10 protein-coding genes are annotated in these 17,120 nt (G+C 46.9%); 2 read left to right on the forward strand and 8 right to left on the reverse strand.

The window, feature by feature from the left end; all coding sequences use genetic code 11:
• Window positions 1–111: 111 nt before the first annotated feature.
• The 4 genes from pyrD to pepN form a co-directional block, all read right to left on the reverse strand.
• Window positions 112–1,131 (reverse strand): quinone-dependent dihydroorotate dehydrogenase, encoded by a 1,020-nt coding sequence (pyrD, locus tag D6M16_RS04975; RefSeq protein ID WP_120510838.1) that lies wholly within the window; start codon window positions 1,129–1,131, stop codon window positions 112–114.
• 44 nt (window positions 1,132–1,175) lie between these two features.
• Entirely contained in the window at window positions 1,176–6,005 is a 4,830-nt protein-coding gene (locus D6M16_RS04980) for an NAD-glutamate dehydrogenase (protein ID WP_120510839.1), read from the reverse strand.
• 420 nt (window positions 6,006–6,425) lie between these two features.
• Window positions 6,426–6,647, reverse strand: coding sequence for a DUF2835 domain-containing protein (locus D6M16_RS04985; protein WP_027252199.1), 222 nt, complete (start codon window positions 6,645–6,647; stop codon window positions 6,426–6,428).
• Between the two features lie 82 nt (window positions 6,648–6,729).
• Window positions 6,730–9,354, reverse strand: coding sequence for an aminopeptidase N (gene pepN / locus D6M16_RS04990; protein ID WP_120510840.1), 2,625 nt, complete (start codon window positions 9,352–9,354; stop codon window positions 6,730–6,732).
• 422 nt (window positions 9,355–9,776) lie between these two features.
• Here pepN and pncB point away from each other — a divergent pair, with 422 nt between their 5' ends.
• On the forward strand, window positions 9,777–10,973 hold the full coding sequence (gene pncB / locus D6M16_RS04995) for a nicotinate phosphoribosyltransferase (RefSeq protein ID WP_120510841.1): 1,197 nt from the start codon (window positions 9,777–9,779) through the stop codon (window positions 10,971–10,973).
• Window positions 10,974–11,074: 101 nt separating this feature from the next.
• On the opposite strand, the gene D6M16_RS05000 is transcribed toward pncB, so the two are convergent.
• The 4 genes from D6M16_RS05000 to D6M16_RS05015 form a co-directional block, all read right to left on the reverse strand.
• Window positions 11,075–11,740, reverse strand: a complete 666-nt coding sequence (locus tag D6M16_RS05000; protein ID WP_120510842.1) for a lipocalin family protein — start codon at window positions 11,738–11,740, stop codon at window positions 11,075–11,077.
• Window positions 11,741–11,971: 231 nt separating this feature from the next.
• Window positions 11,972–13,975: a carboxy terminal-processing peptidase gene (gene prc, locus D6M16_RS05005; RefSeq protein ID WP_120510843.1), complete on the reverse strand. Its 2,004-nt coding sequence runs from the start codon at window positions 13,973–13,975 to the stop codon at window positions 11,972–11,974.
• A gap of 17 nt (window positions 13,976–13,992) precedes the next feature.
• Entirely contained in the window at window positions 13,993–14,631 is a 639-nt protein-coding gene (proQ, locus tag D6M16_RS05010; protein WP_120510844.1) for an RNA chaperone ProQ, read from the reverse strand.
• 110 nt (window positions 14,632–14,741) lie between these two features.
• On the reverse strand, window positions 14,742–15,200 hold the full coding sequence (locus D6M16_RS05015; RefSeq protein ID WP_120510845.1) for a GAF domain-containing protein: 459 nt from the start codon (window positions 15,198–15,200) through the stop codon (window positions 14,742–14,744).
• A gap of 84 nt (window positions 15,201–15,284) precedes the next feature.
• Here D6M16_RS05015 and D6M16_RS05020 point away from each other — a divergent pair, with 84 nt between their 5' ends.
• On the forward strand, window positions 15,285–17,117 hold the full coding sequence (locus D6M16_RS05020; protein WP_120510846.1) for an ABC transporter ATP-binding protein: 1,833 nt from the start codon (window positions 15,285–15,287) through the stop codon (window positions 17,115–17,117).
• Window positions 17,118–17,120: the final 3 nt, after the last annotated feature.

Below are 17,120 nucleotides of genomic sequence, written 5' to 3' on the forward strand. Positions count from 1 at the left end.
AAAATATTGCGTTTTACCGATGTTGAAGCAAAAAAAAGCCCACTTAAAGTGGGCGTTGTTTGCGTATGATATTGATTTACAAACGCACTTATTTAGTGACAGCGTCACTGATTATCGTAAATCACAATTGAGCACGATATCTTTTACCAGTTTAGGACCATGATAGATAAAGCCTGAATACACCTGGACCAAACTGGCACCGGCTAGCAGCTTTTCTCTTGCAGCAATGGCTGAATCAATGCCACCTACCCCAATGATTGGGATTTGTCCCTTGAGCTCAAGATTAAGCATACGGATGACTTCCGTGCTTCTGTGCTGTAGCGGACGTCCACTCAAGCCGCCTGCCTCATCACAATGCGGCATTCCCTGTACCAAAGTACGATCCAGGGTCGTATTCGTCCCTATCACACCGTCAATCTCATTTCGGATCAATGAGTCGGCAATTTGGATCAGCTCGTGATCTTCGAGATCGGGCGCGATCTTCAGGGTAAGCGGCACATATCGGCCAAACTTCTCTGCCAACGATTGTTGCCTGCTCTTCAACTGCGTCAGCAAATCATCCAATGCCTCACCGTACTGAAGATTACGTAGCCCTGGAGTATTCGGTGATGAAATATTCACAACGATATAACCAGCATGCTCGTAGACTTTATCCATACAAATCAGATAGTCGTCTACCCCTTTCTCCAACGGTGTATCTTTGTTTTTACCGATGTTGATACCGATAATTCCGTCAAACGAGGCTTTCTTTACATTTTCTACCAGTTGGTCAACGCCTTTATTGTTGAATCCGAACCGGTTGATAATACCTTCAGCAGGCTTTACCCGAAAAAGTCTGGGTTTGTCATTTCCTGGCTGAGGCTTAGGCGTCACAGTGCCGACTTCAACAAATCCGAAGCCCATCGCACCAAATGCATCAATACATTCACCATTTTTATCCAGCCCGGCGGCCAGACCAACAGGGTTTTTAAAGTTGAGCCCCATTACTTCAACAGGACGATCAGGGAGGTTTTGACGGTAAAAAATATCGAGAGGTGTACCGGTGAAGCGAGAAAAGTTCTTAATAGCCAAATCATGCGCTTTTTCAGGATCAAGCTGAAACATGGCCGAACGCGCGAGGCGGTAAATCATTATACCTCCTTAAAAAAAGCCCCGTATAAACGGGGCTAGATTATTCACTGATTTGGTTTGCAATTCAAATTTAATAGCACCAATTCACGCATTGCAACGGAGAATTTTGCAAATTCATGGGCTGTACCCACCTTGAATTCAGCAAGTACACTTTCCCAACGTTGAATGGCGGAGTGATGATGCTCAATCCACATCTCAATCAGCGTTTCAGGTTTTTCATTCCCCTTGCCTGCTCCGATGACGGCAGATGTGAGCTGACGTTGCTGCCAATCCAAATCTTCACGGAAAGAAGCACGAGCCAGTGCCTGCCAATGGTTTTCTACCGGCTGATTATGAACCTGTTGCAGGAACCAGTGCAGAGACAACTGTGCGCCAAGCACAAAGTAAACACGAGCAATGAAACCAACATCTTTGTTCAGCTCTTTCGCACTCTGCGCAATATCCATGGCTGAATACAGGCTGCTGAGGCGAGCAATATTGTGTGCAAGCTGTGCTGGGACACCTTCGTTGATCATGCTGTTCGCCTGATCATCATGCTCCTGCACTTCTTCAGCTACCAGGTACTGCTCCAGGTTATCACGCAGGTTATTCAGCGTTGGCTGATAGAACGCAATTTGCTCTTCAATACCCATCTTACGATCGCGGTTACGTAAGAACCAGCGAGTAATACGACGCAGCATACGACGGCAACGATACATCATCTCGTACTGGATATGCGCAGGAACCTTATTGTCCAGTTCGCGGATTTGCTCGAAGAACTGCTCAAAACCAAACACATCGCGGCCAACAGAGTATGCAGACGAAATTTCCGCCACTGTCGAACCAGTCTCTTCCTGCAAACGGGTGACAAAGTTACAACCCATCTCGTTTGACATCTGGTTAGCCAGTGATGTTGCAATCAACTCTCCTTTCAGAGGATGATGTTCCATCTGAGTGCGATACTTTTCCTGCAGTGCTTTCGGGAAATATGCCGGCAGCAGACGGTTGTGATAAGGATCTTCAGTGATCTCTTCAGTGACCAGCTCTTCTTTCAGTACCATCTTTCCGTATGCTACCAGTACGGCCAGCTCAGGACGCGTCAGACCAATGCCGTCTTTCTCGCGCTCAGCCAGTGTATCGTCATCAGGAAGATACTCCAGGCCACGATCCAGCTTACCTTCTTTCTCCAGGTGATGAATGAAACGGATCTGTTCTTTCAGTAACTGTACGCTCTGATGCTGAGTCACAGAAATAGACTCACTTTGCGTGTACGCATCATCCAGTACGATTTCGCCGACTTCGTCTTCCATCTGTTCTAGCAGAAGGTTACGTTGCTTATAGGTCAGATCACCCGCAGCAACCAGACCATTAAGCAGGATCTTAATATTCACTTCGTTATCAGAGCAGTCTACGCCACCCACGTTATCGATGAAGTCTGTATTAACTCGTCCGCCATTGATCGCAAACTCGACACGACCCAGCTGAGTCATACCCAGGTTACCGCCTTCACCAACGATCTTGGCGCGTAACTCACCGCCATTGACACGCAGGCCATCATTAGCACGGTCGCCAACATCAGCATGAGTTTCACTGGCAGCCTTCACATAAGTACCAATTCCGCCGTTCCACAACAGATCCACTTCCATTGTCAGGATCAACTTGATCACTTCGTTTGGTGTCAGGCTTTGCTTACGCGTGCCTAAGAGTTTCTGAATTTGTGGCGACAGCTTAATAGACTTGCTGCGACGCGAGAATACACCGCCACCTTCAGAGATCAGGCTGGCATCATAATCTTCCCAGCTTGAACGAGGGAGATTGAACAGACGGTTACGCTCTTCCCAGCTGGAGGCTGAATCTGGGTTTGGATCCAGGAAGATGTGCATGTGGTTAAAGGCTGCAACCAAGCGAGTATGTTTAGACAGCAACATACCATTACCGAATACGTCGCCGGCCATATCACCGACACCAGCACAGGTGAAATCTGTTGTCTGGCAGTCAATACCCAGTTCACGGAAGTGACGCTTAACTGATTCCCAGCCACCTTTTGCTGTGATACCCATTTTCTTGTGGTCGTAACCGTTAGAGCCACCAGAAGCAAAAGCATCACCCAGCCAGAAGTTATAATCTGCCGATACCGAGTTAGCCAGATCCGAGAATGTCGCAGTACCTTTATCGGCAGCAACAACCAGATACGGGTCGTCCTCATCATGGCGAACAACATTGCTTGGATAAACAATTTCACCTTCGATGATATTATCCGTCACATCCAGCAGTGCACGAATGAAGCGCTTGTAGCAGCGTTGACCTTCAGCCAGAATTTCCTCACGGGTTGTCATTTGCGGCTGACGCTTACAAACGAATCCGCCTTTTGCACCCACGGGTACGATAACGGTGTTCTTCACCTGCTGTGCTTTAACCAGGCCCAGGATTTCGGTACGGAAATCTTCCTGGCGGTCTGACCAGCGCAAGCCACCACGGGCAACTTTACCACCACGCAGATGCACACCTTCAATGTCTGGCGCGTAAACGAAGATCTCAAAGAAAGGTACAGGTGCCGGAATTTCCGAAATTTCAGACGGGCGCAGTTTCAGTGACAACCATGGCTTTGGCTGGCCTTCTTCATCAGTCTGGTAATAGTTGGTACGCTGGGTAGCCAGAATCATTTCCATGTAACGACGGATAATACGATCGTCATCCAGGCTTTCGACTTCTTCCAGCTTTTCATTCATCTTAGTGATCAGTGCTTCTTCAGCTTTTGCACTGAACTTCGTTGCCGGATCAAAACGCAAGGCAAACAGATCGACCAGATCACGCGCCAAATCTGCATGGTTCGCCAGCGTATCTTCAATATATTGCTGACTGAATGGGAAGCCAACCTGACGCATATAGCGTGCGTAGCTTCGAACAATAGTGATTTCACGGCCGGTCAGTTCTGCACAAAACAGAAGACGGTTAAAACCATCGCTTTCCAGTTCACTGTGCCAGATAGCAGCAAACGCTTCCTGGAATCGATCTCGTGCATCGCTCAGATCAATGTCGTTGCAACCATTCACCAGCATTGCAAAGTCGAGGATCCAGAATACGGTTCCGTTCGCTGTAACGATCTCGTATGGCGATTCACCGATCACACGCAAGCCAAGGTTTTCCAGCATCGGCATCACATCTGACAGATGGATTGGCTCATCACGATGGTAAAGTTTCAGCTTCACAAAACGAGAATCTGTTGCCACTTCCTGCGGACGGTAGAACAGCATGCCCAGCTTATTGTCTTCGCTCAGGCTTTCCAGCAGCTCAATATCTGCTACCGCAGAACCTGGTAGCATTTGTTCTTTGTAAGAACGCGGGAAGGCACGGGCGTAGTTTTTCGCCAGAGGGGTTCCCTGATTCTCACCGAAGTTTGAGATCAGTGAATCAATTAAACGATCTTCCCAGGAAGCTGCCGCTTCGACCAGATTACGTTCGATCGCTTTTACATCTACATCAAAGTTGTTGTTATCTACACGCACAATATAATGAGTTCTCGCTAGTGGGCTCTCTGAGAAGAAAGTGGTGAAATCCACGTTTTGTTTAGAGCCAAAATACTCTTGGAAAATTTTCTGAGTCTTAATACGCAGTTCGGTGTTATAACGCTCGCGGGTGACATAAACCATGCAAGAGAAGAAGCGACCGAAAGGATCTCGTCGAACAAACAAACGCAGAAGATCACGATCCTGCATTCTTACCACACCGCTGGCCACATCCTGCATTTCTTTTTCGCTGGCCTGGAACAACTCATCACGCGGATAAGTTTCCAGGATATTATTCATCGCTTTCCAGGAATGTGAGCCCTCTGAATAGCCACTGCTCTTCAGTATACGAACCACTTTATTGCGGATCAGCGGAATGTTCATCGCAGTCTGATGATAAGCCGTTGCTGCATACAGCCCCGTGAAGCGATGCTCACCGATAACATTGCCGTCTTTATCCAGACGTTTAATACCGATGTAATCAATATAAGCAGGACGGTGAATCTTCGACTTACCGTTGCTCTTGGTCAGAATCAGTAAGTTTGGTTTTCTCGCTTCAACACGTGCAGATTCAGGCAGGTCAGAAAGCATAAGTGAACGGGCTTTTCCTGATTTACTCAGCAGTCCCAGACCTTTTTCGTCACACGGACGTAATTCGAAGTCACCTTTCACTGGCACCAAATCGTATTGGTGGTAGCCCATGAACGTGAAATTATGGCGGGTTACCCACTCCAGAAACTCAATCGCTTCCTCGCGATGGCTCTTTTCTACCGGCAATGTGGCAGATTTGAGTTCTTCTGCAATCTCTAGCATTTTGCTCTGCATGGCTTGCCAGTCATTGACCACCAGCTCAATATCTTGCAGGACTTGCTCAAGTTCGTTTTTCAGTGCATCCATCTCTGCTTTCTCAGCGAGACGGTCAACCTCGATATGGAACAAGGTTTGCAGATCTCCGGATTCTCCACATGCTTCAATGATCACCCCTTGATCATCTCGCTTGAAGAAATACGGGCCATTGAACATCAAATGACTGGCAATACCCAGACGGTTTAATGTCATTCGGACTGAGTCGACCAGAAATGGATGATCCGGCATCACAATCTCCACTACCGTGTGGGTTGACTGCCAGCCATATCGACTCAATGTCGGGTTATAAACTCGAACAGAAATTTGGTCAGGTTTGTTTTGCACTAGATGGTGCCAGAGGCTAAGTACTGCACCATACAAATCAGATTCATTCCGTTGAAGCAGATCATCATCTGCCAGTTGTCCTAACAATCGCTGAGCAAACACTTCGACTAATGACTGCTGAGGGGATTCTATCTTGTCCTGGATTAAGCCATACACTTTTTCAAGCAGTACCGGCACTATTGTGTCAGGTGCGGTCATAGCAGATGCTCCATCGTTATTACTTTTATCAATCTAGTATAGGGTTTTATAACGACGCCCCGAGTTCAGCGCTAAAAAACTTCTCTCTGGCGAGGTATTGTTGACTCGAAAGCTATTGTAGGGGGTTTTGTTGCCAAATGGTTACGTTAATTACTCTGGTTTTTGAAGAAAAAATCGAATATGTGACTAAGGTAGATGTTTTGACTGGCGGCCCGACGACAGACAAAAATTCCAATGCGATAACTTGCTGTTACACGCACTTTTTGGTCTAACCATCTAAAAATATGACTTTTTTTCTAGCCGTGAAACTAATCAGTATTGCTGACAACCTGATATAAAATACTTTATTCGCAATAGATAAAAAAACCAGATTCGCATAATTATGTAGGATATTTGTTAATTTCCGACTAAAGACAGGTTTTAAGCGATTTTCTCCAACTTTTCAAATCGGTTTTCTGCGCTGACTACCACCCGAAAACGCCCTTTAATTCCTAACTGACTGAGGAAAGGACGAAGTCTGACGGCCGGGAGTTGCAACCGGAGGCCCTCATCGGTGTGAACCAGCACTGAGCTGGCAGCACCAGAGTAATGCTGCAGGTAAGTGTGATAGGGTATGTTGACTGAAAAGGTGTATCTCTTCATGCAAACAAGCCTGTAGGTCAAATAAAGTTGGTAAAAAAAGAAAGGCTCCCAGAGGGAGCCTTCTGATTAAAACAGACTTGCTTTATTGTTCAAGTGCTTTTTCCACTTTCTCAAACAAATCTCTCGCCAGATTGTCCAAGCCGGCCAATTTCTCCAGCTCGGCACGCATCAATGCCTGGCGTTCCTCATCGTACAGACGGTACTTGAGGAAAGGCTCAATCAGGCGTGAAGCCAGTTGCGGGTTCGACGTATTCAAGGCTGTCAGTATCTCAGTCAGGAAACGATAGCCACTGCCGTCTTTCGCATGGAATCTAACCGGGTTATTGGCGCAAAAGCTTGCCACCAGGCTGCGTGTACGGTTCGGGTTCTTCAGACTAAATGCAGGATGCTGCATAGTTTTACGAACATTGGCCAGAGAGTTTACCGCCGGGTTCTTACCCTGAAGAATAAACCACTTGTCCATGACCAGCCCGTCATGGCTCCACTTGTTGCTGAAATCAGCCATCTGCACTTCGCGGCAGGCCAGTTGTGCTTCATTAGCCGCTGACATAGCAGCCATAGTATCAGTCATATTGTCGGCCGTTTCATACTGAGCCGACACCAGTTTTTCACCCTGCTCTGTCAATGCCAGATAAGCGAGGCAGCGATTGCGCAACGCGCGCTTGGCCATTGCGTCATGCTCAATACTATAGCTGGCTTGCTTCAGTGAATGATAAATAGCAGTCAGTTCATCTTCCAACTCTGTCGCCAGGAGCTTTTCAAGTTGTCCGAGTACAGTATGTATTGCATCGACATCAACAACGTCATACCAGCCAGCCACTTCATTTTCGCTGGGCAGAGTCAGCATTTCGGCAATAAAGGCAGGATCGAGTTTTTCGTCCAGTAAAGCTCCGCGGAATGCATCTACCACGTTTTCAGGGAAAACCACTTCTTTCCCCGTTTGTACCGCGGCCACATTACTGCGAATATATTTTGCCAGCAGCATCTGACCGGCATCCCAGCGCGCAAACTCATTGCGTGCATACGTCATCAGAAATACCAGTTCCTGGTCACTGTAATCGTACTCCAGCACAACAGGCGCCGAGAATTCACGTAACATGGAAATTACAGGCTGCTCATTCACCTGATCAAATTCAAACGTCTGCTCAGATTCAGTGACATTCAGCACATGATGAACACTCTTGCCGTTACACCGTAACTCAATGACCTGACCTTTGCTGTCATAAAGTTCAATATCAAACGGAATATGCAGAGGCAGCTTCTCTTTTTGCCCGGCTGTAGGCGCCGTATGCTGTTTTATCGTGACAAGGTAACGTTTCTTGCCGGCATCATATTCGGTACTGACTTTTACAATCGGTGTACCAGACTGGCTATACCATAAACGGAACTGACTCAAGTCAACACCAGAAGCCTCTTCCATCGCCAGCACAAAATCGTCACATGTCGCTGCTGTTCCGTCATGACGTTCAACATACAGTTTCATGCCAGCCTGGAAACCTGCTTCGCCCAGCAGCGTGTGCATCATTCGGATCACTTCACTGCCCTTTTCATACACTGTCAGGGTGTAGAAGTTATTCATCTCAATGACTTTTTCAGGTCGGATAGGATGCGACATCGGACCGCGGTCTTCAGCAAATTGTGGTCCGCGCATAATACGGACGTTGTTGATTCGGTTAACCGGACGAGAGCCCAGATCCGATGAAAACTCCTGATCCCGAAATACAGTCAACCCTTCTTTCAGACTGAGCTGGAACCAGTCCCGACATGTAATACGGTTACCGGTCCAATTGTGGAAATACTCATGACCAATAACCGCCTCAATTCCCAGATAGTCCGTGTCAGTAGCCGTGGCCGGATTCGCCAGTACATATTTGGAGTTGAAGATATTCAGCCCTTTGTTTTCCATTGCCCCCATGTTGAAGAAATCAACAGCAACGACCATATAGATATCCAGGTCATATTCGAGGCCAAACCGCTCTTCATCCCACTTCATGGAATTTATGAGCGATTGCATGGCGTGCTCGGCACGATCCAGGTTGCCCTTATCGACAAAGATCTCCAGCTCAACGTCACGACCGCTTACGGTTTTATAATTGTCCCGCAACACATCAAAGTCACCGGCCACCAAGGCAAACAGGTAGCAAGGCTTTGGATACGGATCCTGCCATTGAACCCAATGACGGCCATTTTCCAGCTCACCGCTTGCCACTTTATTACCATTACTCAGCAAATACGGGAAGCTGGCTTTATCTGCGATCACTTTGGTGGTGAAACGAGCCAGTACATCCGGGCGGTCCTGATAAAACGTAATGCGCCGAAAACCTTCCGCCTCACACTGAGTGCAGAAGCCACCACCAGATTTATACAGACCTTCAAGCGCGGTGTTTGCTTCCGGGTTAATTTCTGTTTCAATGGTGAGTTCAAACGCTTCAGGCAATTGACGAATCAGCAGGCCATCTGCCGTCTCTTCATAGTGCTGCCAGGTTTCACCATTGATTTCCAGCCGACGCAGAACCAAATCATCGCCATCTAGTTCAAGTGACGTCACACCTTTAGTGAGTTGCTTCACTTTACTGACAGCAACAACGCGGGTCGCGGTGTCTTGCAGATCAAACACCAGATCAATATCGGTAATCGTAAAATCGGGTGCAGTATAATCAGCACGGTACTTAGCAGTCGGTTGAGCAACATTCGGTTGATCGGCCATAAAGTCCTTCCTTCATCATCCATATTGGCAGTTGCCACCAAACAACGAACAAGATTCGATCTTTTCAATCGATGAAACATTGTTTGCGGAACTGGAAAATTTGCATACCCCAGCTTCAGGTTATGATAGCGGGTATGGAGCAGGTAAAGTCAGCGTGATGCATGTGCCATATACACGCGGTTCTGGGTAAGACAAGAATTCTTGAAATCGCATCAACTATACTTTATGTGAATACGTATAATTGGTCGCCAATAGTCTTTACACTGTGTTAATACAAAATGTTAGCAGATAGCACTTGAGGTGAAAATCTTATCTTTATCTATTGTTACCTGTGTCGCGTCGCGTAACAATGACACTGTCGTACAACCTCCTTTACTCCAATACATTGATTTTAGCCTCTTTAACAGGAATGACTCTGCAATATGAACCACACTATGCAACCTTGGATCATTGATTCACTGCTTGATACCGATGCGTATAAACTCCACATGCAGCAAGCGATTTTTCACCTCTACCCAGATGTAAACGCTGCCGCTGAGTTTCGCTGTCGCAGTGGTGAAGATCTCAGGCCTTACCTGGCTGAAATCAAAAGACAAGTTGCTCACCTGGGTGAGCTGCGGTTTAGTGCAGAAGAAATTGACTACTTATCCACATTGCCATTCTTTCAGCAAGACTATCTGGCCTATTTAAGCCAGTTTCGCCTTGATCCCGCGCAGGTCATCATAGGTCAAAACGATGAACAGCTCACTATACGCATAGAAGGTAAATGGCTGGATATCATCTTGTGGGAAGTTCCCTTGCTTGCCATTGTCTGCGAGACCCGCTGTCGACATCGCTATGCTGATGCCTCACCTGCCGATGCGATTGTTCAACTCAAGCACAAATTATCCCATTTTCATTCGCTGGCGGCGGATACAGACATTAGCGATTTTTCTCTGGTTGATTTTGGGACCCGCCGCCGCTTTTCAAAAGAGGTACACTACGCCGTTGTCGATCACCTGAAAGAGCATTTCCCCCAGTTCAGCGGCACTTCAAACTACCATCTGGCCCGTACACGCCACTTGACCCCTTTTGGTACCCAGGCCCACGAATGGTTCCAGGCTCACCAACAACTGGCCGGTGAACTGGCTGATTCTCAACAATTAGCACTGAACCGTTGGCTTCAGGAATACCCGGACTCATTAGGTATCGCCTTAACCGACTGTATTAACATGGATGCATTTTTGCGTGATTTTGATTTACGCCTTTCAAAGCGCTTCAGTGGTCTCCGTCATGACAGTGGTGACCCGATTGCATGGGGTGAAAAAGCCATAACGCATTATCAGTCGCTGGGTATTGATCCAAAAAGCAAAACACTGGTGTTTTCCGACAGCCTGACGTTAGAGCGTGCACTGGAGATCTATCAGCACTTCTCTCAACGCATCCAAATCAGTTTTGGTATAGGGACGAATATGACATGTGACCTGCCAGATGTAGATACCTTAAACATCGTACTGAAACTGACCGAATGTGAAGGTCGGCCAGTTGCCAAAATTTCAGATGAACCCGGAAAAAGTATCTGTCAGGATGAAGCGTATCTGGACCAACTTCGCGAAGCTTTCAAGCTGGCCAATGACTGAGTTGAATAAACAGTAATACCGCAGACAAATAAAAAGAGAGGCGAAAGCCTCTCTTCACATTACAGGGTAACTTTTTACAATTTTACAGATAGATAAGGTGTTTATTGACGCTGCATCACAGCTTCCATACCAAACTGTTTATTTGTCAGGGTTAACGTATTGTCTCCGCCCAGCTTAAAATGGCTGTCGTGCTGGCCATCTTCATAAATCAGCACAATCCTGTCATCTTCCAGGTAGTAGATGCCCTTATGATCTTTACGCTTTCCGTTTTTTCCTATTACCTGAGCGGAGAATAAGAAATCCGGACGCAGCGATAGCTTCAGCTCAGACACACTATTATCTACGTCCTTACCGCCTATCGCGGAAGAACGCCATTGACCCGGTAAATTTTCAGGCGCCAACTTAGTAAAACGGGCACCGTCTAAAAGAAACTGGTTATAACTCAACACATATTCATGCTGCTGGGAAGGCTGATTGATGGAGTTCATGGTAAGCGTCGTTTCATCAATATCGTAGTTACCGCCCCACTCGTCAATCAGTCCGTCGGTACGAAGCAGACGCACTTTAAAATGATAAGACGAATTGAACTTAATATTCATCGCACGGTAATTGATTCCCTCACTCTCCACCCCTTCCTCGGTAGTACTGAACCAGTACCAATCTCCAAGCAACAGCGGATAATCAAATTCAGTCAGCTCATCGGCTGCTGCAGTATTGCTCCATGTAAAAACACTGAGAACAAATGACAGAAGAACGGCTCGCAGCATGATAGTACCCCTAAGAAGTATCAGCCCCTTCTATCAAATTAGCCCTCATTGGAGTGTCCCGCGCGCGAATGTGATACTTGTCATAAGTATTCAACAGCTTGTTTCAACTATGAGACATTGCCAGACATGAACATCAGCCTTGTTCAAAAAGTAACTAACGTGCTGTTATAAAAAGAAAAACGGCGCAGAACGCGCCGTTTTTTTTCGTATCGCTATGAAACCTTAATCACTTTAGCTTTGTTCTTCCCGAACTAAATCAGCCGTGATTGCAACAGCCTCATCCAGATAAGCATCAGGCGCCTCATAATCTTTAGGCACATCTTTCAATGCAATGAAAGGCTTCTCACCTAACGCTTTCTGACGTGCATTCAGGCGATCCAAACGCTCTTTCTCATCCTGATTCTGCTCAGAACGCCGCTTGCTCTCGTTCAGAGATAAGGCATTTTTATCTTTCTCTGCGTTGTACTTGGCTATGTCATCGAAAATAAAGCCAAACTCCATATCGCTCTTAATACGTTGCTCGTGTTGAGCGCGTAACGAAGGTAATAATGGAGAGAAGTCATACAGCTTCTGATAACCCGCGGGTTTGATACTGTCCCACGGCAGAGCATTATCTTCTACACTTTCGCCAGTATCTGCAGGGTCAATAGCCGTCGGGAAACTGATATCCGGTACAACACCCAGATTCTGCGTACTGCCGCCATTTATGCGGTAGAACTTCTGAATCGTGTACTGAACGTGACCTAACGGTTTATCGAACAGATCATAGATATGATTCAAAGATCGGTGTTGCTGAACCGTACCCTTACCAAATGACTGTTCGCCGATAATAACGGCACGACCGTAATCTTGCATTGCCGCGGCAAAAATCTCAGATGCAGACGCACTGTAACGGTTGATCAGCACAGTTAACGGGCTATCAAAGTAAACGCGATCATCAGAATCACCATTCACTTTTACGCGACCGTAACTATCACGCACCTGGACTACCGGACCACTATTAATAAACAGACCGGTTAATGCCGTCGCTTCCGTTAACGCACCACCACCGTTGTTGCGTAAGTCAATAACAATACCGTCAACCTGTTGCTGGTTTAATTTCGCCAGCTCTTTCTTGGTATCTTCAGAAAGACCTACATAAAAACTCGGGATTTCAAGGACACCAATTTTGCGACCTTTGTACGTTTCTACAGACGACTTGGCAGCCCTGTCTTCCAGACGGATTTTATCCCGGACGATAGTGACACTGTAGCTTTTGGCATTGACTCCCTCCGGAAGAATCTCCAGGCGAACCTTGCTGCCCTTCGGCCCTTTGATCAGCTGTACTACATCATCCAGCCGCCAACCGACCACATCGACCATTTCTTTACCATCCTGAGCGACACCGATAATACGGTCTCCTGCAGACAGTTTTTTAGAATTTGATGCCGGGCCACCAGCCACTAAAGAACGAATAACAGTGAATTCATCATCCACCTGAAGCACAGCACCAATCCCTTCCAGAGACAGGTTCATCTCTGACTGGAACTGTTCAGCGCTGCGAGGAGAAAGGTAACTGGTATGTGGGTCAACTTCTCGCGCAAATGCATTCATATAAAGCTGAAATACATCTTCACTGTGACTTTGAGTAAGGCGCTTCAACGCATTGTTGTAACGTTTACTCAAGGTTTCCTGGATGTCTTTCCACTCTTTGCCTGCCAGCTTAAGATTCAGCTCGTCAGATTTGACACGTTCACGCCAAATTTCATTCAGCTCTGCCCTGTCCTTCGGCCACGGCATTTCTGAACGATCAACCACTATGTCTTCGTTGACATTGAAAGACATAGGTTTGTCCAGCAGGGTCAGCGCATATTGGTAACGATCAAACCGACGCTTCAATACCGTGTTGAAGATATCGTAAGCTGCTGTTGTTTCGCCTCTTTTTAGCTGGTCATCAAGCTGATATTTCCACTGTTCAAACTGTCTGATATCAGATTGTGTGAGGAAGCTTTTGTTGAAGTCCAGCATTTCCAGGTAACGATCGAAAATGTTGGCTGAAAATTGATCATCAAGTGAGAACTGGCGATAGTGAGATCGGGTAAACCGTGAGGCTACACGCTTACTGGCGGTCGCATGCTGTTTTTCTGGAGTCAAAACAGGCAATTCACTTTGTGTATGTGTGGCTTCCAAGGCCTGAGCTGATGCTGCCAGCACGATACCGGCAGCAATCAGTGAGAAACGGAATCGACATTTCATACGTCGAGCATTCTCCTTTATGAACGCAGGTGCTCCGCTTTCACAACCATGGTCAGGCCATTAGTCAGACGGACACGCACATCGTCCTTATTAATTTCTACAATGGTTGCCGGCATGTTGCCATTGCCCATATTGACACTGACATCTTTACCCACTGTCACTTCATCAGAAGATAAAGCACGTGTTGTTTCTACCGGCTTCTTATCTAGCTTAGACGTTTTTTGCTTAACGTTTCTAGGTCTAGGTGATTTTTCCCGAGCTTTCTTTGGCTTAGCATCACCTTCAGCGGCCGCTTTAGCCGCTGCCTGCTCTTTACGACGGGCGCGAACTTTTGCTTTACTTTCTTCCAACGCCTTTTGCGCGTGATCGACGTGTTCCTGTTCTAACACACCACACTCATTGCCATCAAGGTCAATGCGGCTAGCGCCTGCTTTAACACCATGAAGATAACGCCAAGAAGAAGTGTACTGACGAAGTGCGGCTCGCAACTGAGTTTTACTGACTTTAGGATCATCGCTCAGTCGTTCAGCTAGGTCTTGGAAGATACCAATTTTTAATGGCTTAGCTTCACCTTCAACAGTAAAACAATTCGGGAATTGCTCTGCAATATAGGCAATCACTTCTTTACTGTTCGTTAACTTTTCAGAGTTTTCCATGGACTTTCCTGACAAAGCGAGAGTACCTCGCTGTTAGTGCTTTTAAATAAAACCAATAAGTGCGGGCTATTATAATTACCTGATGTTGAAAAACCACCGAAAGCATGCAATTAGAGCTTAATTTGTAGTTCCTCAATGAATGAAACCAGCCCGTCTTCATCTTCCTGGTCAAATCTTGACAGACTTGGGCTATCAATATCCAACACGCCGTACAACTTGCCTTTCACTGAGAATGGAATCACGATCTCAGAATTACTGGCAGCATCGCAGGCTATGTGTCCCTCAAATTGATGGACATCACCTACTCGCTGAACTTTGTTTTCTGAGATTGCCGTACCACAAACACCACGGCCAACGGGTATACGCACACAGGCAGGTTTACCCTGAAATGGTCCCAACACCAACTGGTCATCTTTCAGCAGATAAAAACCGACCCAGTTAATATCCTCTAACTCCATGTTCAGTAACGCACTAATATTAGAAATATTAGCAATTACATCGGGTTCACCGTCAACGATAGCCACAGCCTGTTGGGTTAAACGGCGGTAGAATGCAGATTTATTTTCCATGGCTTACTCCATATATAGCCGTTAAAATGGCACCTTCGTATCGTAATAGGAATCGTTATCACTGTGAAAGGCTCAACGAATCAAATGATTAACTGGTCATGGTTGATAAAGCAAGCAAAACATCACAAAAAAAGGCTGATTGCTGCCAATATCATCGCCCTGATTGCCACACTGGTCAGCGTCCCTATTCCACTGCTGATGCCGTTGATGGTAGACGAAATTCTGCTTGATCAGCCGGGAAAGGGAATTGCCTTATTAAACCATTTCCTGCCGTTAGCCTGGCAACAACCGGCTGCCTATATCATTCTGGTGCTGCTGATGGTCGTCGTCATGCGTGCTGCCAGCCAAGCCTTGAATATCCTGCAAAGCCGCCAGTTTACCTTAGTCGCCAAAAACATCACCTATCAGATGCGCAAGCACCTGATTGATAAACTGGGCCGGATAAGCATGCGTCAGTATGAAGAGCGCGGCAGCGGCGGGATCACCTCTCATCTGGTTACTGATGTTGAAACCATAGATAAATTTGTGGGCGACACACTGAGCCGCTTTCTGATTGGTACGCTGACTGTGCTCGGGACAGCCGTCGTGCTGCTGTGGCTGAACTGGGAGCTGGGGCTGTTCATTCTTCTGGTCAACCCCGTTGTGATTTATGCATCACGAAAAATGGGAAACCGAGTTAAGCACTTAAAGCGTAAAGAAAACCAAGCCTTCGAGAAATTTCAGCAGCGACTGGTTGAAACGCTGGATGGTATTTATCAGCTCAGAGCCGCAAACCGTGAACGCGATTTTCTGAAAAACCTGAAAGAGCATGCTGATGGTATCCGCGACAATGCCGATAAATACGCCTGGCAGTCAGAAGCCGCCGGGCGGATATCCTTCCTTCTGTTTTTGATTGGATTCGAACTCTTTCGCGCCGGGGCCATGCTCATGGTACTGTTCAGCGATTTAACCATAGGCCAGATGTTCGCGGTATTTGGCTATCTGTGGTTTATGCTTGGCCCTGTTCAGGAACTGCTGGGCATTCAATTTGCCTGGTATGGTGCTTCGGCCGCAATGCAGCGCCTGAACCAGCTTATTGCACTGGAAGAAGAGGTTCGTCCCCTGGCCAAAGTGGATCCCTTTTCCGGCCATAAGCAAATTGCCATTGATATCAATCATCTAGACTTTTCCTATGATGAAGACAAGAAAGTTTTGAATGGACTTAATCTTTCATTACCCGCAGGAAAACGCGTTGCATTAGTGGGTGCGTCAGGCGGCGGAAAATCCACATTGATCCAGTTACTCCTTGGTATCTATCAAAAAGACAGTGGCGATATACTGATCAATGGCCATCCTGTTGAAGACGTCAGTTACGAGGCGCTTCGGGAAAAAATGGCCGTTGTGCTGCAACAACCTGTTCTGTTTAATGATACTCTTCGTCATAATCTGTCACTGGGCGCTGAGTATAGCGATGAGCAACTCTGGCAAGCGATTGAAATTGCACAGCTATCGGATGTCACGCAACGACTGAGTGACGGACTGGACACTCAGATTGGCCGTCAGGGTATCCGCCTTTCAGGGGGGCAGCGTCAACGGCTCGCCATCGCCAGAATGATTCTGACTAACCCGGATTTCGTCATCCTGGATGAAGCGACATCTGCACTGGATACTGCCACTGAAGCCGCTCTGCATACTGCGTTAAATCACTTTCTCGCAGACCGGACGACCCTTATCGTGGCTCACAGGCTCTCTGCGGTGAAACAGGCTGATATCATTTATGTGTTGGAAGATGGCCAGGTAAGCCAGAAGGGTACACACACAGAACTGGTGAACACGGCGGGTCTGTATCAGACCCTGTACGGTACTGCACAATCCAGTGATTCTGAACATCACATTAACAATCAAAACCTGACAGTAGCCAGGTTCAATTCAAAATAATAT

The organism is Photobacterium salinisoli (assembly GCF_003614885.1).
GTDB classification, from domain to species: domain Bacteria; phylum Pseudomonadota; class Gammaproteobacteria; order Enterobacterales; family Vibrionaceae; genus Photobacterium; species Photobacterium salinisoli.

Bases quoted from the DNA above. Each gene is read 5' to 3' on its own strand.
- pyrD (WP_120510838.1), bottom strand. From the start codon at position 1,131: ATGATTTACCGCCTCGCGCGTTCGGCCATGTTTCAGCTTGATCCTGAA.
- D6M16_RS04980 (WP_120510839.1), bottom strand. From the start codon at position 6,005: ATGACCGCACCTGACACAATAGTGCCGGTACTGCTTGAAAAAGTGTAT.
- D6M16_RS04985 (WP_027252199.1), bottom strand. From the start codon at position 6,647: ATGAAGAGATACACCTTTTCAGTCAACATACCCTATCACACTTACCTG.
- pepN (WP_120510840.1), bottom strand. From the start codon at position 9,354: ATGGCCGATCAACCGAATGTTGCTCAACCGACTGCTAAGTACCGTGCT.
- pncB (WP_120510841.1), top strand. From the start codon at position 9,777: ATGAACCACACTATGCAACCTTGGATCATTGATTCACTGCTTGATACC.
- D6M16_RS05000 (WP_120510842.1), bottom strand. From the start codon at position 11,740: ATGCTGCGAGCCGTTCTTCTGTCATTTGTTCTCAGTGTTTTTACATGG.
- prc (WP_120510843.1), bottom strand. From the start codon at position 13,975: ATGAAATGTCGATTCCGTTTCTCACTGATTGCTGCCGGTATCGTGCTG.
- proQ (WP_120510844.1), bottom strand. From the start codon at position 14,631: ATGGAAAACTCTGAAAAGTTAACGAACAGTAAAGAAGTGATTGCCTAT.
- D6M16_RS05015 (WP_120510845.1), bottom strand. From the start codon at position 15,200: ATGGAAAATAAATCTGCATTCTACCGCCGTTTAACCCAACAGGCTGTG.
- D6M16_RS05020 (WP_120510846.1), top strand. From the start codon at position 15,285: ATGATTAACTGGTCATGGTTGATAAAGCAAGCAAAACATCACAAAAAA.